The organism is Actinomycetospora aurantiaca, assembly GCF_037401875.1.
Taxonomy (GTDB): domain Bacteria; phylum Actinomycetota; class Actinomycetes; order Mycobacteriales; family Pseudonocardiaceae; genus Actinomycetospora; species Actinomycetospora aurantiaca.
In genome coordinates this window covers 25161-42412 of sequence record NZ_JBBEGN010000014.1, presented here as the reverse complement: position 1 = coordinate 42412, position 17252 = coordinate 25161, and the positions used below count along the sequence as shown (strand labels likewise).

Below are 17252 nucleotides of genomic sequence, written 5' to 3'. Positions count from 1 at the left end.
TCCTTCACCAGAACTTGATGCCGACGGACTTCAGCCGGCGCTTGTGCAGCTGCTCGACCTTCTCGATGTCCGCCCGCTCGATGAGCTCGCCCCAGGCGTTCGCGGCCTTCATGCCCTGCTGCAGCAGTTCCTCCATCTCGTCGGACACGACGTCGGCGCTCTGGATGACCCGGGACCCGAAGCCGATGTGCCAGCGCTCGTCACGCAGCACCAGCTCCATGCCCTTGTGCACGCCGGGCAGGCTCACCGAGCAGCGGTCGAGCGCGGCGAGCAGCGCGTGCTGCCCGGCCGTGAGGACCACGCCCTCCAGGATCATGTGGTAGAGGCTGACGGCCGCGGTCAGGTCCTTCTCCCCGGCGGCGAGGTCCGCGGCCAGGGTCGGCAGGCGCTCCTCGAACAGCTCGAGCAGCTCGGGGCTCACGCGGTCGCGGAGCGTCTCCAGCCGGTCGGCCAGGTTCTCGCCGGGAACGCCGACGACCTCGCCGGCGACCCGGTCGAAGAACCGGGCGTGGCGTGCCTCGTCGCGGGCCTGCGCCGCGAAGCAGCCCGCCATGGAGTCGTCCGTGGTCGCCTTCTCCTCGAACGAGCCCAGGTGGGTGGCGACCGACATCTCGCCCACGCAGAACCCGGCGATCAGGCCGAGGACCCGGTCACGCTCCTCGGACTCGAGCTTCTCCCACGCCTCGACGTCGGCGGTCAGGTCGATGTCCTGCTCGTCCCACTGCAACGACTCGGCCAGCTGGACGAAGTGGCCGTACCCGGTGATCATAGATCGAGATCCTCTCCCGGTTGCACCTCGCGGAAGTCCGCCTTCTCGGCGCCGCAGATCGGGCACATCCAGTCGTCGGGGATGTCCTCGAAGGGCGTCCCGGGCGGGATGCCGCTGTCGGGGTCACCCTCCTCCGGATCGTAGATGAGCCCGCACATCTCGCAGATCCACTTGTTGGCCACGGGCGGCGCACTCATCGGGTTCCCCGTTTCTCGTCGTACACGCCGACCAGGGGCGCCGGAAAGTGATTCCGACGCCCCTGGCGGCATTACTCGATCAGTCGTCCATCTGGGCGACGTACATCGTCACCTCAGGGGCGACACCGATTTCGGTGAACTCCGGGGTCTCCCACTCCATGTCCAGACCTCCCTTCCTCGAATTCGGCGGTCCGATTGTCCCGCGGACTCAGTCCTCGGGCAGTGCGAAACAGAACAGCGCGTCACCCGCGGCGGCACCGAGCAGGCCGGGCAGGAAGCCCTCGACCCAGCCGCCCCAGCCGGTGGGCACGGCGATGTACTGCCGGCCGTCCACGCTGTAGACGGTCGGGCTCGAGTGGTGCCCGCTGCCGCACTGGAACTGCCAGAGCTTCTCGCCGGTCTCGGCGTCGAGGGCCACGAACTCGCCGCTCGGCGTGCCCTGGAAGACGAGCCCGCCCGCGGTCGTGATGTTCGACGCGCACATCGGGTACTCGTGGTTCCAGCGCCACTTCTCCTCGCCGGTCGTCGGGTCGACCGCGCTGACGAAGCCGTAGTGGTCGTCGAGGTCGACGGCCACGCCCGCTCCCCAGTAGGGAATCGACTCCTTGAACTCCCGACGACGGCGGGTCGCGGTGGCCCCGACCTCCTGGACCGGGATGTAGATCAGCCCGGTCTGGGGGCTGTAGGACATGTGCGTCCACTCCTTGCCGCCGGCCGGGCCGGGCCAGAAGTGGACGGGGACGCCCTCCTCGTCGGGGTAGATCTTCGGCGTCACCTTGCCGTCGGGCGTGATCTCGCCCCAGGTGATGCGGTCGACGAAGGGGAAGACCCGCACGAGCTCGCCGTTGGTGCGGTCGAGCACGAAGAAGTAGCCGTTCTTGTCCGCGTGGGCGAGCAGCTTGCGCCCGTCCGGTGCGTCGAAGAGCAGGTTCTCCATCGTCGAGTCGTAGTCCCACAGGTCGTGGGGCGTGAACTGGTAGTGCCAGCGGATCTCACCGGAGTTCACGTCGATCGCGACGACGGAGTCGGTGTAGAGGTTGTCGCCCTCGCGGACGCCGCCGTCGAAGTCCGGCGCCGGGTTGCCCGTGCCCTGGAAGAGCAGCTCGAGGTCCGGGTCGTAGGTCGGGGTGATCCAGCAGTTCGCGCCGCCGCGCTGCCAGGCCTCGCCGTCCTCCGGCCAGGTCTCCGAGCCGGGCTCGCCCGGCTTCGGCACCGTGTAGCAGCGCCAGCGCCGCTCACCGGTCTGGGCGTCGAAGGCGTCGAGGTGACCGCGGACGCCGAACTCGCCGCCGGCGCTGCCGACCACGACCATGTCCTTGACGATCAGCGGCGCGGCCGAGCCGCTCTCCCCGGCGCGGACGTCACCGTTGGTGGTGTCCCAGACCTTCTCGCCGGTCGTCGCGTCGAGCGCGATCAGGTGGGCGTTCAGGGTGTACATGTACACCTTGCCGTGGCCCACGGCGACGCCGCGGTTGACGTTGCCGCAGCACAGCGAGGTGTCGAACGGCGACGCGTGCTTGTAGCGCCACAGCTCGTCACCGGTGGTGGGGTCGATCGCCCACACCTTGCCGTCCGGGCCGGAGACGTACATGACGCCGTCCACGACGAGCGGGGACGCCTCGAAGGAGTAGGTGGAGGCGCCGGAGTGCATGCCGGTCGACCCCGCCTGGAACACCCACGCGGGCGTCAGCTTGCGGACGTTGCTCTTGTTGATCTGGTCCAGGGGCGAGTACCGCTGGCCGTCGTAGCTGCCGTAGTAGGTCAGCCAGTTCTCGGGCTCGTTCTTCGCCTGCTTGATGCGGTCGTAGTCCACGTTCCGCGTCGCGGGCGCCTCGCCCTTGACGTTGGACAGTGTGCGGTGCGCGACGGCTTCGCCGGCGTCGACGTAGTCGGTCATGGTGTGCTCCTCTCGGGCGTCAGGGACGGGGCTGCGGCGGGCGGTCGAGCTTGGCCGAGTCGGGGACCTCGCCGCCCATGACGAGGGCGGCCGTCAGGCCGCGGCCCTCGTCGTTGCCGGTCGTGGAGCCGTACCAGTAGGCCCCGGGACCGTCGAGGTTCAGCCGCGCCGTGCCCTTGGAGTGGTTGACCAGCCAGATGATCTTGGGGTCACCGTTGTGCGGCAGGAGCGCGCAGTGGGTGTTCTTGTCGTCGTTGATGATCGTGAGCTCGATGTCCCCGCCGTGCGGGAACACGATGATGCTCGGGCTGAAGATCAGCTGGTCCTCGGGGATGGTGACCGTGGCGCGCATGACGCCGTCGTCGCCCTCCTCCGCGTAGCCGACGTCGCCGGTGCCGAGCATCCGCCCCAGTGCGGTCCGGTTCTGGCCGTCCAGACCCGCTTTGTGGAGGACATCCGCTCGTTCGTCTGCCGTGGCCGTCACTGGCCGTCCCCTCCTCGTCACGACTGCTTTCCTGACCTCCCCGCGCCGTCGGGGCGCGGTGGAGTGGGCGGCGTCGACCCCACGAGGCGCCTCGTGGACGTGGTCGTGCCTGCGCAGAGTCCCGGGAAGTGCGCGCACTGCCGCCACCGGTCGGAATCGACCGCTCGGCCGTCTGATACGGCCATTCGGCGGCAGGACACGTCGTTCAGCGCGACGACCGTGGGAGATCGGACGCCGAACGGTGTGTGCTGAGCCACTTCCGACCATAGATACCGGACCGGACGTCGGCAAGTCGATCGTCCGCGACCGCTCGATGTCGATCACGGCGATCCCCTCCACGTGACCCCGGACACCCCCTAGAGTCGGCCACGACGCGTCGACGACGACCGGACGTCGCGCGCCGGGTGCGGAGGTGCTCCTCGACGTGGCGAGATTCGGCCCGCCCGAGGCGCTGCTGCACCTCAGCACGCAGACCGCGCTCGCCGACAGCGTCGAGCTGAAGACCTCGCTCTCCTCCGCCGCCGGCCCCGCCGCGGAGGCGCTCACCGGTCGCCCCGCGCCCACCTGGAGCACCCGCGCGAGCTACCTGGTGGACACCGCGGGGCTCGACCTGCTGCGGGCCGGGATCGAGGTGCGCCTGCGTCGGCGGACCCGGGGCCGCTACGACCTCGCGGTCTCGGCCCGGCGCACCGGCACGGCCGCCCGGTGCCGCGCGCCGAAGGGCGGACGGGTGGAGCTCGACGTCGTGCCGGGCGGGTTGTGGCTCGACGTGGAGGTGCGGAGCGAGGTCGACCCCGCGGCCGCGGCCGAGGCCATCGAGGGGGCGGTGGCGTGCGGGCGCCTGCTCTCCTCCGCGCAGCGGGCGTGGGCGTGCCGCGGCGGTGAGGGCGCCGTCGACCCGGCGTGCCTGCGCGACCTGCGGGTCCACGGGCCGCTGGTGGTCAGCCGGGTCAAGGTCGCCTCCGCGCGGTGGGGGCTACCCCGGGCCGACCTGGAGCACTTCCGCTTCCCGAGCGGGCGCGAGCTGGTCGAGCTGTCCACGCACTGCGGTCCGCGCGACGTGGCCGCGACCCTGCCGGCCTTCGAGCGGATGCTCGACGAGCAGGCCGTGGACGTCGCCCCGGACTACCGGCACCGCACCGCGGTGTGGCGCGACGACCTCTCAGCGTCCTGACGGCTCCGGGGCCGGCAGCCCCTCGCACGCCGCGGCCAGCACGGCGGCGGCGCGCCGGACCTCCGGACCGCTCCCGGGGTGCGCGCCGAGCCGCTGCCAGGCGGCGCGCTGCTCGCGGGCCACGCGGGTCACCTCGCCGGGCCCGGCGGCCAGGTCGAGCCCGAGACGGGTGCGGGGGTCGGTGCCCGCGAGCAGCCGGACGGCCGCCTCGTGCCGGGCCGCGGGCAGCACGACGCGGCCGTTCCCGAGGTCGTCGGCCAGGGCGGCCTCGGCGAGTTCCTGCCTGCCGCCGGCCCGCACCCGGTCCACCTCGACGCCCAGCCACCGGCGCCACGGACCGTCGGCGTCGCGGGCGAGCAGGTCCGCGGTGGCGGCCAGCGCGTCCAGGGCCCGGCGGCGCGCCGCCCGCGGGCGGCCCTGCTCGACGACCGCCGCGGCGAGCCGCCCCAGGTTCTTCCCGCCGGTCGCGCCCGGCCCGGGCAGCGCCACCCGGACCACCCCGGTCAGCGGGTCCTCCACGCTCGCCGACACCGCGGGCACCACCCGGGCGCCCACGGTCGGGACGGCGGCGAGCCAGTCCGGCACCCGGGTGCCCTCGTCGTCCTCGGCCAGCAGGACCAGGACGTCGACGACCTCCTCGGGGTCGAGCGGCCCGAGAGCGGCCCGGCCCGCGAGGTCGACGACCACCCCGGGGCGCTCGACGATCCCGGCGAGCGCGGCGGTGACCGCGGCGGCGTCGACCGGCGTCGGGCCGGTCACCCCGAACCGCCACGGCGCGGCGAGCCGCGCCGCGATCCCCTGCACCCGGGCCGCGGCCCGGTGGCCGACCGGCACCTGCTCGACGGCCCGGCGCAGCAGGGCCTGCGTGGCCTCGAACAGGCCCGAGCCGGGCGGCGGCAGCGGCGGCGGGACGGGTGGCGGCGGGCGGTGTCCTCCCGGTCCGAGCGCGGGCACGACGGCGAGCAGCCGGGTGTCCGGCGGGGGCGGCGCCGGGAGGCCGGTGGGCGGGGTGGGTGGCTCCGCGCGCGTCACCTCGTCGATCAGCGCGCGGGCGCCGGCGGCGACGCGGTCCTCGGAGGCGCCGCGCTCCTCGCGGGCGAGCGTCCCGGCGTGCGCGACGAAGGCCGTGACGAGTCCGGTGGCCGCCTCGGTGCCGGGGCTCTCGGGGCTCTCGGGGCTCCCGGCGATCTCCGGCAGCGGGATCTCCCCGCGGACCACCGTGCCCTCGCCGGGGGCGGAGGTGACCGTGACGTGCCCACCGACCCGGGCCAGGCGGGCGGAGAGGTTGCGCATCCCGCGCCCGGGGCCGTCCCCGGAGACGACGAAGCCGGGGCCGTCGTCGGCGATCTCGAGGTGCAGCGACGGCCCGCGCCCGCTCAGCTGCACCCGCACCGCAGCGCCGTCGGCGTGCTTGCGGGCGTTGTTCACCGCTTCCAGGCACACGAAGTACGCGGCGGCCTCGACCGCCTCGTCGTACCGGTCGACCCCGTCGGCCACGACCGTCACCCCGGCCGCGTCCGCGAGGTCCGCCCGCAGCGTCGCCACCGGCCCGAGCCGCGCGAGGGTCGCCGAGGACACCCCGGTGGCGGTCTCGGCGAGCACCGCCTCGGCGGTGTCGAGCTGCTCGCCGAGCCGGGTCAGCTGCTCGCGGGCCTCGGCGAGCCGGCCGGCGCCGGCGAGGTGGACGACCAGCCCGAGCGTGAGGCGCAGGGACACGAGGTGGTGCTGCGCGCCGTCGTGCAGGTTCCGCTCGATGCCCCGGCGCTCGGCGTCCATCTCCGCGACGAGCGCGCGGCGGGCCACCGCGATCCGCTCGGCGTCCGCGGCGGCGGCGCGCAGCTGGCGCTCCAGCTCGATCTCGACGCGGTGGGCGGCGAGCACCGGGCCGAGCCCGTCGGCCACGTCGGCGACGAGCCGGTGGCGGTCGCCGGCGCCGTCGAGGGCCTCGGCGTCCACGGCCAGCGACCCGACCTCGACCCCGGCGTGCCGGATCGCGACCTCGACCTCCTCGGTGCCCGCCCCGGCGACCGACCAGCGCAGGACGCGGTCGCGCATCCCGTCGCGGTGCACGGTCAGGCGGACCGCCCGGGCGCCGAGGGCCTCGCCGAGGGCCTCGGGGATCCCCTCGATGGTGGCGTCGCCGCGGGCCAGCGCGGAGACCCGGGCGAGCACCCCGGCCGGGGTCGCGCGCCGCCCCGAGAGCAGCAGCTCGGCGAGGCGGTCGGTCGCGCCGGAGACCGGGAGCCACAGCGCGGCGACGACGACGGTGGCCGCGACCCAGCCGGCCACCGCACCCAGGAGGGTCCCGACGGTGGTCGAGACCAGCACCGCGAGCCCGCCGAGCGCGACGACGGCGAGCAGGGCGGCCAGCCCGCGGTGCAGGCCGCGTTCCGCCGACCGCGCCCGCCGGGCGGCGAGCACGGCCAGCGCGAGCACGGCGGCGGTGATGCGGGCGAACCAGAACAGCAGTGCGAGCGGGGCGTCCGCGCCGAGGCCGCCGTGGCGGGCGGTCGGGTCGTCGAGCGTCAGACCCGGCCGGCCGAGCAGCGCGAGGACCAGCGTGAGCAGGGCCAGCACGACCGCGACGCCGAGCGCGGCCACCAGCACGCTGGTCAGCAGCCGGGCGCGGGCCCGGGCCTCGGGGGTCGGCGCGCGGCGCACCGCGGGCCCGATCGCGACCACGCCGAGCAGCGGCACGCCGAACCCGAAGAACACGACGCAGCTGACCGTGTGCGGGAGCAGGGCGGTGCCGAACCCGGCCACGAACAGCGCGGCGCCCACCACCGGGACCAGCACCCGCCGTCGGGACGAGGTCCCCGTGACCAGCAGCAGCCCGCCGGCGTACGCGGCGCCGGCGACGCCGTGGAGCAGCACCTGGTGCAGCTCCCCGATCTCGAGCCCGGTCGCGTCGCGGACCGCGAGGGTCGCGGCGTGCGCCTGCAGGTTGAACGCCCCGCCGGAGCCGACCATGGCGAGCGCGAGCAGCCGGGTGGGCCACGCCGATCCCCCGAGGCGCAGCAGCACGACCGCCACGACGAGGTTGACCGCGCTCGCGAGGTAGTCGACCGCGGCCTGCCCGGGCGGCTCGTCCAACGGCGTGCTGACGAGCGCGCCGACGACCAGCCAGACCACGGTCATCGTCGTCACGACCGCGAACACGACCCAGTACGCGATGCGGGTCGCGGCGGTGCTCACCGGGCCTCCACCGCGGGCGAGAGCTCGACCGGCAGCCAGGCGCGGAGCCCCTCGGGATCGGCGTCGAGGGCTCCGCCCAGGGCGGCCAGGCGGTCGGCGTCGTCGGCGAGTGCGTCCCGGACGTCGTCGGCGTTCTCCGGCACCGTGACCGCGACCGAGGCGCGGTCGCCGGCCTGCGCGAGCACCAGCTCGAGCGGGTCGTCGCCGGGCACGGCCGACAGCGCGGCGACCGCGGCGTAGTACAGCCCGGACTCGACCTCCCACGGCAGCCGCGGGAGCCGGCCGGTGAGCGACACCGGCCGCGGCAGGTCCGCGACGACCTCCTCGAGCGCGGCCCGCAGCCCCTGGTCGCGCAGCACGGCGGGGTGCACGCCGCGGGCGATCAGCCGGAAGCGGTCCAGCAGTTCCTCGAGGCGCTCGCGGGCGGTGTCGAGGTGGTGGGCGGCGAGGTCGGCGGCCTCGGCCCGGTCGGCGTCCGTCGAGTCGTCCTCGAGGCCCTCGTCGACCACCTCCGTCGCGTCCTCCACCGCGCGGCGGAACGCGGCGAGCCGGTCGGTCGTGGCCTCCGAGAGCTCGCCGACCAGCCGCCGCCGCTCGAGCTCCCGGGCCCGTCCCAGGCGGCGTCGGGACTCCTCGGTGCCGCGGGCCAGCTCGGCGGCCCGCGCGACCCGGGCGCGGAGCTGCTCGCCGCGGGCGAGGCCGCGCACGAGCAGGCCGGCCGCGTCCGCGACGTCGGCGACGAGGGCCCGGTCCGCCGCGCTGACCGCGCGACCGGGCTTGCCGAGGGTGAGCACGGCGCGCAGCTCGGGGTGGTCGCCCGCGTCGGTGTCGAGGACCGGGTGGGCGTGGTCGACGTCGTCGCGCGCGAGCAGGGCCGCGAGGGTCCCGGCCCGGTCCGTGCCGGCCTGTGCGGCCAGTCCGTCCGGACCGGCGAGCCACACCTCGGCGTGGTCGGCGCGCGTGCCCTCGCGGAGCACCCCGGCCAGCGTCGGCAGGGAGTCCGTGCCGCCGGTGGCGGCGGCCAGCACCGCGGACTGTCCGGCAGCCGACGTCCCGCGGTGCCCCGGCCGGGCGAGCCCGGTCGCCGCGAGCACCGCGGCGGCCAGCCCGGCCCCGGCGAACGGGGCGAGCACCGGCCCGGCCGCCCCCAGGACGAGGTCGCCCGCCACCACGGCGGCCAGCAGGCACGCGCCCACCACGCCGCCGACCGCGAGCGCCCGCCCCGCCACGGGTCAGCCCTCGCCGCGCTGCGAGCGCAGGTAGGTCAGCACCGCGAGCACGCGCCGGTTGCTCTCGGTCGCGTCCGCGTGCAGCCCGAGCTTGTCGAAGATGCTGGCGATGTGCTTCTCGACGGCCTTGCCGCTGACGTAGAGCTCGCCCGCGATCGCGCCGTTCGCCCGGCCCTCGGCCATCAGCTTGAGGACGTCGCGCTCGCGCTCGGAGAGGGACGCCACCACGTTCGCCCGGTCGTTGCGGGGCTTCTCGACGAGGCGGCGGGCCAGGACCGGCTCGATGACGATCTCGCCGTCGGCGATCCGGGTCAGCGTGTCGGACAGGACGTCGACGCTGCCGACCTTCTCCTTGAGCCGGTAGCCGATGGCTTCGGTGCCGATCTCGAGGATGCGGACCAGGTAGTGCGACTCCGCGTAGTGCGAGAGGAACAGCAGGCCCGTGTCCGGGTGGCTCGCGCGGAGCCGCTCGGCGGTGACGAGCCCGCCGTCGGGTTCCGGGGGCATGCGGATGTCGAGCACCGCGACGTCCACCGGCTGGTCGGCGAGCGCGCGCAGCAGCTCGTCGCCGCCCGGCTCGCACGCCACCACCTCGTGCCCGGCCGCCTCGAGCAGCATCACCAGGCCCTGCCGGAACAGGGCGCCGTCCTCGGCCAGCGCTACCCGCACGGGAACCTCGCGACGATCGTGTCGGGCCCGGCCTCGACGGTCCCGCCGAGCGGGGCCGCCTCGTCGCGGACCACCGCGGCCAGCGCCGGGTCGGCCCCGCCGATCCGGACGACGAGCTCGGTGCCGTCCCGGTGGGCGCCGACCGCGAGCGGCCCGGGCGACCCGGTGAGGACCTCGACCAGCGCGAAGTACGCGGCGCCCTCGGCGGCGGGGCCGCAGCGGTCGTCGGCGACGTCGAGGGCCACGTCGGCACCGGTGGCGCGCACCCGCTCGAGCAGGGCCGGACCGAGCCCGGCCTCGTGCAGCAGCGGCGGGTAGATCCCGGCGGCCACCGCTCGCAGCTCGTCCAGCGCGTCCGCCACCTCGCCCTGCAGGGCGTCGATCTGCTCGCGCGGCGCGTCCAGCACCCCGAGCCGCAGCGCCAGGGAGGAGATGCGCAGCGCCGCGCCGTCGTGCAGGCGGCGCTCCAGCCGGCGGCGCCGCTGCCAGTGGTCCCGCCGGCGCTCGCGGCCGGCGGTGGCGTCGGTGGCGTCGGTGGCGTCGTCCGCCGTCGTCATGACGGCGAGTGTGCGGCGGCCGCCGGGCCGGCCGCGAGGGGGCGCACCCTCCCGCGAGGTAGGGCTGGCCCCCTTGACGCGGGGAGGCGATGACGATCCGTGGCGCATGGAGGGATCGTGCCCCAGATCCTCGCCCGTCCGCACCATCGATGGTTACGATCCGTCGAGATCGACATCGTGGGTGGGAGGCGCCGTGCCGTCGTACGTCCTCGGGGTCGACCTGGGGACGACCACGATCGCCGCCGCGGCCGGCGACGCGGACCGGGTGGACATGGTGCCGCTCGGCGACCGTGCCGTCCTCGCCCCCGCGGTCGTGGCCCGCCGTCCGGACGGGGCGCTGCTGACCGGCGACCGGGCCGCCCGCCGGGTGGTCACCGAACCCGACCGCGTCGCCCGCGAGGTCCGCCGCCGGCTCGGCGACCCGACCCCGGTCCTGCTGGGCGAGCGCGGTGAGCCCGCCACCGACCTGCTCGCGGCCATGCTGCGCGGGGTGCTCGACCGGGCCGTCGCCGTGCGCGGCGACCGGCCCTCGCGCGTGGTGCTGACGCACCCCGGGTCGTGGGGTCCGTACCGGCGCGGGGTGTTCGAGGAGGTCGCCGCCGCGGCGGGACTCGCGGACGCCCTGACCGTGCCGGACGCCCAGGCGGCCGCCCGCCACGTCGGCGCCGCCCGCCGGCTGGACGCCTCGGCGCCGGTGGCGGTGCTCGACCTCGGCGGGACGTCGTGCGAGGCGTCCGTGATGCGCGGCGGCGCGGTGGTCGGGACGCCGGTCGCGGACGAGCGGCTCGGCGGCGCGGACCTGGACGAGGCCGTGGGCGCCCTGGTCGACGAGGCCTCCGGCGGCCTGCTCGCGGAGTTCGACCCGGAGGACCCGTCGTCGGGACCCGCCCTGGCCCGCTTCCGGGCGGACTGCGTCGCGGCGAAGGAGGCGCTGTCGGTCGACGACGAGGTGCCGGTGCCGCTGCTCCTGCCCGGTCGCCACGTCGACGTGACGCTCACCCGGGCCGCGTTCGAGGCCCGGGTCGCGCCGGTCGCGGCCCGGGCGGTCGCCGCGCTGCGGGAGGCGCTGGACGGCGCGTCCCTGCGGCCGGACGAGCTGGCCGCGGTCCTGCTGGTGGGCGGGTCCGCCCGGGTGCCGCTGGTGGTGTCGGCGGTCCGCGAGGCCGTGGCCGCGCCGGTGGTGGTGGAGGCGAACCCGGACCACGTCGTCGCGCTCGGGGCGGTCCGTGTCGGGGCCGGGGCCGCCGCCGCGCCGGCGGCCGCCCCGGAGCCGATCGAGGACGGCCGGACCACGCTCACCCCGCTGCGCCGGGACGCGGACGCCGAGGACCGCACCACCGCCGTGCGGCGTCCCGCGGCTCCGCCGCCCCGGGCCCGTGTCGCAGGTCCGCCTCCGGGACGCCCCGGAGCGGCGCCGCCACCGACCGGGCCCTTCCGGCCCGGGCCACCTCCCGGGTCGGTGCCGGGGCCGCCGGCGTTCCGCCCGCCGGGGCCGCCGTACCCGTACCCGCCCCGGCAGGGTGTGCCGCCGCCGTCGCCACCGGCCGGCCCGCGGCGGTCCCGGCGGGTCGTGCTGCTCGTGCTCGTCGTGCTGGTCGTCGTCGTGGCCCTCGGGGCCGGGCTCGTCCTCCTGCTGGGGGGTTGACCCCACCCGGGAGGAGGGTTCGCTCCACCGCGGCGCAACCCGGAGGTCGGCCACGCTTCTCTCACCACAGCAGCACTCCCCGAGGAGCCCGCCATGAGCACCGACATCACCCCCCGCGACCGCGCCGTCCTCGCCGCCCTCGCCGCCGGCCGCGGCACGATCGTCGCCGGCCGCATCCTGATCGACGGCGTCCCGCTGGCCGACCAGTTCGTCGCCGCCCGGCTGCGGGCCGCCGGCCTGCTCGTCGAGCCGCGCCGGGCCGCGTGATGCTCCCCGCGGCGCTCGAGGAGGCCCGACGCGGCGGCGCCCGGGTGCTGGTCCTCTCCCCCCACCTCGACGACGCGGTGCTGTCCTGCGCCGGTCTGCTCTCCGGTCTCACCGACACCACGATCTCGGTCCTGACCCTGTTCACCGACTGCTCGCCCGGCCCCCACACGCGGGCGGCCCGGTCCTTCCTGCGCCAGTGCGCCCACCCCGACGCCGCGACCCTCTTCGCCGCCCGCCGGGCCGAGGACCTCGACGTGGTGGCCCGGCTCGACGCCCGCGCCGAGCACGCCGGCCACACCGACGCCCTGTTCCGGCGGCGGGCCGTGCCCGAGGCCGTCGGCCGGGTGCTGCCCGAGCTCGCGCACCGCTACCCGACCTACCGCTTCGACATCGCCCGGGGCCGGGTCTCGCGCGGTGACCGCGCCCTGCGCCGCGCGCTCGCCGACGACCTCGCCTCCCGGGCCCCCGACGTCGACCTCCTGCTCGCTCCCCTCGGTGTGGGGCGCCACGTCGACCACCTGATCACCCGCGACCTCGGCCCGACGTGGCCCGGGCGGGTCGTCTACTACTCGGACTTCCCCTACTCGCTGACCCACGCCCCGGACGCCGCCTTCGTGCGCCGCGAGGGCCTGCGGCCCCACCAGCTCGACGAGCGGCCGGGCGTGAAGGAGTCCCTGGTGCGCGGCTACCGCACCCAGGTCGACGCCCTCTTCCCCGGCGGCGACGTCCCGCGCGCGCCCGAGACGTACTGGAGCGCCTGAGCCGGTTCCGCCCGCCTGGGCCCGCTCCCGAGTGCTCCACCACGCAGCTTCCGCGGCGCCGCAACCTGCGCCACGTCGCACTCGCCGAACGACCACTCTGGGGATGGTGGCGCCGCCCTCCCGAGTGCCACACCACGCAGCTTCCGCGGCGCCGCAACCTGCGCCACGTCGCACTCGCCGCAGGAGGTCGACCAGGTGCGCCACGCAACGCCGCAGCGTCACCGGACGACCAGCACCGACCGTGTGCGCCACGCAACGCGCCCCGCCCATGGGGGCCAGCCGCCTCGACGCTTCCACGCCCGCTCCCGAGTGCTACACCACGCATCTTCCGCGGCGCCCGGACCTGCACCACGTCGCACTCGCCGAGCCTCCGCGACGCCCCCTCACCCCCGCGCCCGCCCCGCGAACGCGGCGAGCGGGAGCGTGCCGTCCCAGAGCTGGCGGCCGTGGGCCCACGAGAGGGTGCGCAGCCCGCACGACCGGGCCTGCCGCCACGCGACCGCCGCCATGCCGTCGTCGGACTCGTCCCGGTACGCGGCGTCCAGCTCCGGGGAGGACCCGAAGCCCGGGTTCTCCCCCGTGACCGCGAGGCCGTTCGCCGCGGCCACCCGCGTGATCCACCGGGTCGCCGACCACGAGGACACCGTCGGGTCCGACAGCGCCACCCCGGCATCGTCGGGGGTGCACGTGTCGTTGTCGCCCGACCCGTCGGCCACCGACGTCACCGACGCGACCACGCGCCGGTCGCGACCGAGTCCCGCGTACACCGTCGCCCACGCCGCGCCCGTCCCGAGCTGTCCGCGCGGCAGGCCGCGGTCGACCGCCGACGCGTAGGCCGAGGGCACCACCCCCACACCCGGCGTCAGGACCTCGAACGAGCCGCCGAACCCCAGGCGCGAGAGCGTCGCCATCTGCCACCGGACGACGTCGACCAGCGCCCCGACGTACCAGTCGGCCCACGCCCGCACGCCGTCCTCGGACAGGCCGCCCGACCCGGGCACCCAGCCCGGGGCCGGGTTGCGCGGCATCGAGGGCGGCAGGTCCGGGCCGTTCTGCGCGTTGCGGTCGAAGGCCCACCAGCCGCCGCCGTCGGGGTAGAGCACCTCGCCCAGGCCCCCGGCGCCGAGACGCACCGTGGCGAACGACCCCAGATCCACGACCCGGGCGACCTGCGCGAGATAGTCCTCCGCGAGCTCACGCAGCCGCTGGTCGAACACCAGGGAGGCGTACGGGGAGTCGGTGCCGGACTCGTCGACCAGCCGGGCGTCGGGCAGGGCGAGCACCCACTCCGGGGTCTCGTGCAGCCCGAGCCCGAGCGAGACCGTCCGGCCGTCGCGGCGCAGGGCGGCGACGTCGGCGGCGAACGCGCGCAGGGCGGCCGTGTCGACGCGTCCGGGGGCGGGCTCGATCCGGGCCCAGGACAGTTCCACCATCGCGCCGCGCACCCCCGCGGCCGCCTCGGCCGGCGAGCGCTCGACCACCGAGAGCAGGGTCGCGGGCACGGGCGCCCCGGCGACGGCGGGCGTTCCGACCACCGCGGCCCCGCAGCCGACGAGCATGCACCCGGCGAGGAGCCCCGCGAGCAGCCAGCGCATCACTTCCCCCGCACCGACGCGTAGGCGCCGTCCGACCCGCCGACGGCGTCGCTCACCGCGGCGAGCGCGCGGCGCTGCTCCGGGGTCAGCTTCGCGGCCTCGGCCGGGGTGAAGCGGGCGGCCACGTCCGCGGCCGGGACCCCGCGCACGAGCTGCACCATCCCGGCGAGCACGACGACGGGGCCGTCGCCGGTGTCGTCGTGCAGGAACACCGGGCCGGGCAGGCCGAGGACGGTGTCGAGCTGGGCCGGCGTCGGCACGCCGTCGCGGACCCCGAGCTCGACCAGGCGCAGCCCGAGGGCCTGCGCGGTCGCCTGCTCCTCCGCGCTCGCGCGGCCGACCGCGACCACGGTCCGCACGCCGAGGGAGTCCCGGAGCAGGACCAGGTCGGACTCGCCGGGCGCGGTGGCCCGGACCATCCCCGGCACGACGACCGCGCCACCGGGCATCGGGGGCGCCTCGGGCGGCGGCGAGGACAGCACGCCGCTCGCCTTCACCACGAGCACCAGCACGGCCAGCGCCGCGAGCACGGCGAACCGGAGCAGCATCGTGCGCCGCGGCGGGCGGGCGACGACGCCGAGGGCGGGGGTCACGGCCGGTACTCCTTCGGTGGGGTGCCGCGGGTCGGGCGGCGGGCGAGCAGGACGACGGCCGGCACCCCGGCCGCGGACACGAGCAGGACGAGCAGCGCACCGGCGAACCCGCGCAGGTTCGACGGCTGGTCGGGGGCGGTCTCCCCGGCGAGCGGCGGGGGCGGCACGGTCGCGGTGGCCTCGGGCGGGAGCGTGACGAGCCCGCTCGACACCGCGAGGTCGCCCACCGGGGCGGCCCGCACCACGTCGGACCCGGCCGCCCGGGTGAGCACGACCCCGGCGAAGGCCTGGGACACCGAGCCGTCTGGGCCCGTCGTCGGGACCCCGACCGGCGCGCCGTAGCGGGCCACCGCGGACGTGAACGCCCCCGCCGTGCCCTCCGGGGCCCGCAGGAACGCCGCGCGGATCGCCGGGTCGCTCAGCGCGGCGTCGTCGAGCCCGCCGGCGTCGGTGACCGGGGGCAGCCCGGCGCCCGTGTAGGCGTCCGGCCGGTCCGCGGCCAGCTCGCGGACGACCGGGCGCATGCCGGCGTCGGTGAGCACGGCCCCGGCGAACACCTGGGTGGTGCCGGTCGCCGACCCGCGGGGAGGGCCCAGGACCCCCTTGCCGCCGCGCTCCTCCCACCGGGCGGCGAGCGCGCCGAGCACCGGGTAGCCGCCGCAGCGGGAGCCGACGGTGGTGACGAACACGCCGTCGCGCATCGGCTCGACGTCGGCCAGCGGGTCGAACGGGTCGGTGGGGACCTCCCACAGCTCCAGGCCGCCGTAGGTCGCGCTCGGGAAGCTCGCGAGCCGGGTGCCCCGGGACGTGATCCACGCGGGCAGCTCGGGCAGGGCGTTCCCGACGGCGGGGTCCTTGCCGGAGACGAAGAACAGGTGCACCCCGTGGCTGGCCGCGGCCTGCCCGGTGCCGAAGTCGGTCAGCTCGCGGCCGGGGAGCAGCGGAGCCCACTTGCCCGAGTCGCCGATGCCGTTGACGACGTCGCACGCCGCCCGGGTGTCGCGCAGGAACGCCGCCGAGCGGAACACGCCGTCGCCGTCGATCGCGTCGTTGCGCACCCACCCGCCGAGGGAGAAGCCGACGGCCACCACGACGAGGGCCAGGGCGGCGATCCGGGCCGGGCGGGTGCGGGCGACGACCGCGTCGCCGACCAGCACGGCCCCGACGACCGCGGCCGGGACGAGGTAGACGAACAGGTGCTCGTTCAGGCTGCCGAAGGCGACCATGTAGACGCCGAACCCGTAGCTGGTGACCAGCCACGCGAGCAGCCACCGCGACCCGCCGTCGGGACGGCGCAGCAGCAGCCAGGCCAGGGCGAGCCCGCCGCCGAGCAGCACCAGGTAGGACGTGCCGTAGTCGCGGCCGGCGATCGCGGTCGCCTCGAGCAGCGAGCCCGAGGAGAACCCGGGACGGTTCCAGCCGGTGGTCTGGACGATGCCGAGCAGGCGGTAGAACAGGAGCAGTTTCTCGTCGGCGAACGCCCGTCCCAGGCCGAGGCCGATCGCCCACGCCGGGAACGCGAGCCAGACGGCTCCCCCGACCGCGAGCGCACCGAGCGCCCGCTTCGCGCGCCGGACGTCGCGGGCGAGGACCGCGGACACCAGCGGGGTCGCGACCAGGAAGACCGACATCTCCTTGGTCAGCAGCGCGAGGCCGGTGAGGCTGCCGATCAGCGGGACGTAGACCGCCGGGCGCCGGGTGTCGAGGCGCATCGCGAGGTAGAGCACGAGGAGCGACAGCGCCACCGAGAACGGCTCGATGATCGCCATCCGCAGGTAGCGCAGCATGATCGGGTCGGTGGCGGCGAGGGCCACGACGATGCCCGTGAGCACCGCGCGGCGGCGGGGCGAGGCGTGCGTCATCAGGCGGCGGGCGATCAGGGCGGTGAGCACGACGATGCCGACGGTCGCCAGGCCGGCGAACACGCGGGCCCCGCGCACCGAGCTCTCGAGGTCGGCGTCCGCGAGACCCCACAGCCACTGCCAGCCGCCCTGGAGCACGAACGACAGCGGCGGGTGGACGAAGACCGGCTGGTTGGACCAGGTGTAGTCGCCGCCGAGGGCGATGTTGCGCATCGCCATGACGTAGGAGACCTCGTCGAACATCGTGTCCGGCGAGGAGCCGATGTTCCACAGGATCGGCACCGCGGACACCGCGGCGACGACGAGCGCGACGGCCCACTCGGGCAGGTGCCCACGACGGCGGAGCAGGGCCGGCATG

Annotated in this window: 16 protein-coding genes; 4 read left to right on the top strand and 12 right to left on the bottom strand. The window is 76.2% G+C overall.

All coding sequences use genetic code 11. The annotated features are described in order from the left end of the window. Window positions 1-4: 4 nt before the first annotated feature. The 5 genes from WCD74_RS22640 to WCD74_RS22620 all read right to left on the bottom strand — a co-directional run bounded on the left by WCD74_RS22640 (window position 5) and on the right by WCD74_RS22620 (window position 3347). Window positions 5-769: a ribonucleotide-diphosphate reductase subunit beta gene (locus WCD74_RS22640; RefSeq protein ID WP_337697149.1), complete on the bottom strand. Its 765-nt coding sequence runs from the start codon at window positions 767-769 to the stop codon at window positions 5-7. Beyond that, window positions 766-966, bottom strand: coding sequence for a rubredoxin (gene rd / locus WCD74_RS22635; RefSeq protein WP_286052946.1), 201 nt, complete (start codon window positions 964-966; stop codon window positions 766-768). The genes WCD74_RS22640 and rd overlap by 4 nt, the downstream gene beginning before the upstream one ends. Window positions 967-1045: 79 nt before the next feature. Beyond that, window positions 1046-1126 (bottom strand): pyrroloquinoline quinone precursor peptide PqqA, encoded by an 81-nt coding sequence (gene pqqA, locus WCD74_RS22630; RefSeq protein WP_230753680.1) that lies wholly within the window; start codon window positions 1124-1126, stop codon window positions 1046-1048. 48 nt (window positions 1127-1174) lie between these two features. After that, entirely contained in the window at window positions 1175-2863 is a 1689-nt protein-coding gene (locus WCD74_RS22625) for a PQQ-dependent dehydrogenase, methanol/ethanol family (protein ID WP_337697148.1), read from the bottom strand. 19 nt (window positions 2864-2882) lie between these two features. Further along, a complete protein-coding gene (locus WCD74_RS22620) occupies window positions 2883-3347 on the bottom strand; it encodes an MSMEG_3727 family PQQ-associated protein (protein WP_337697147.1) in 465 nt (154 codons plus the stop codon). A gap of 424 nt (window positions 3348-3771) precedes the next feature. Between WCD74_RS22620 and WCD74_RS22615 the strand changes: the two genes are divergently transcribed. Beyond that, entirely contained in the window at window positions 3772-4521 is a 750-nt protein-coding gene (locus WCD74_RS22615) for a hypothetical protein (protein ID WP_337697146.1), read from the top strand. Here WCD74_RS22615 and WCD74_RS22610 read toward each other — a convergent pair. From WCD74_RS22610 to WCD74_RS22595, 4 genes are read right to left on the bottom strand one after another with little or no spacing between them, the layout of a single operon-like run. After that, window positions 4510-7716, bottom strand: a complete 3207-nt coding sequence (locus tag WCD74_RS22610; protein ID WP_337697145.1) for an ATP-binding protein — start codon at window positions 7714-7716, stop codon at window positions 4510-4512. The two genes, WCD74_RS22615 and WCD74_RS22610, sit on opposite strands and share 12 nt — an antisense overlap. Further along, a complete protein-coding gene (locus WCD74_RS22605) occupies window positions 7713-8945 on the bottom strand; it encodes a hypothetical protein (protein ID WP_337697144.1) in 1233 nt (410 codons plus the stop codon). The genes WCD74_RS22610 and WCD74_RS22605 overlap by 4 nt, the downstream gene beginning before the upstream one ends. A 3-nt stretch (window positions 8946-8948) precedes the next feature. Next, window positions 8949-9614 carry a LuxR C-terminal-related transcriptional regulator gene (locus WCD74_RS22600; RefSeq protein ID WP_337697143.1) on the bottom strand — a complete coding sequence of 222 codons (666 nt, stop codon included), beginning with the start codon at window positions 9612-9614 and terminating at the stop codon, window positions 8949-8951. Beyond that, entirely contained in the window at window positions 9605-10171 is a 567-nt protein-coding gene (locus tag WCD74_RS22595) for a histidine kinase (protein WP_337697142.1), read from the bottom strand. Before WCD74_RS22595 ends, WCD74_RS22600 begins: the two co-directional genes overlap by 10 nt. 193 nt (window positions 10172-10364) lie before the next feature. Between WCD74_RS22595 and WCD74_RS22590 the strand changes: the two genes are divergently transcribed. The 3 genes from WCD74_RS22590 (at window position 10365) to WCD74_RS22580 (ending at window position 12844) form a co-directional block, all read left to right on the top strand. Continuing rightward, entirely contained in the window at window positions 10365-11816 is a 1452-nt protein-coding gene (locus WCD74_RS22590) for an Hsp70 family protein (protein WP_337697141.1), read from the top strand. A gap of 93 nt (window positions 11817-11909) precedes the next feature. Beyond that, window positions 11910-12083, top strand: coding sequence for a hypothetical protein (locus WCD74_RS22585; RefSeq protein WP_337697140.1), 174 nt, complete (start codon window positions 11910-11912; stop codon window positions 12081-12083). Beyond that, window positions 12083-12844: a PIG-L family deacetylase gene (locus WCD74_RS22580; protein ID WP_337697268.1), complete on the top strand. Its 762-nt coding sequence runs from the start codon at window positions 12083-12085 to the stop codon at window positions 12842-12844. Before WCD74_RS22585 ends, WCD74_RS22580 begins: the two co-directional genes overlap by 1 nt. A 383-nt stretch (window positions 12845-13227) precedes the next feature. Here WCD74_RS22580 and WCD74_RS22575 read toward each other — a convergent pair whose 3' ends face one another. The 3 genes from WCD74_RS22575 to WCD74_RS22565 are packed head-to-tail and all read right to left on the bottom strand — an operon-like array spanning window position 13228 to window position 17251. Continuing rightward, on the bottom strand, window positions 13228-14439 hold the full coding sequence (locus WCD74_RS22575) for a hypothetical protein (protein WP_337697139.1): 1212 nt from the start codon (window positions 14437-14439) through the stop codon (window positions 13228-13230). Continuing rightward, a complete protein-coding gene (locus WCD74_RS22570) occupies window positions 14439-15032 on the bottom strand; it encodes a protein-tyrosine phosphatase family protein (protein WP_337697138.1) in 594 nt (197 codons plus the stop codon). The genes WCD74_RS22575 and WCD74_RS22570 overlap by 1 nt, the downstream gene beginning before the upstream one ends. Then, window positions 15029-17251, bottom strand: a complete 2223-nt coding sequence (locus WCD74_RS22565; RefSeq protein ID WP_337697137.1) for an ArnT family glycosyltransferase — start codon at window positions 17249-17251, stop codon at window positions 15029-15031. The genes WCD74_RS22570 and WCD74_RS22565 overlap by 4 nt, the downstream gene beginning before the upstream one ends. Window position 17252 lies beyond the last annotated feature (1 nt).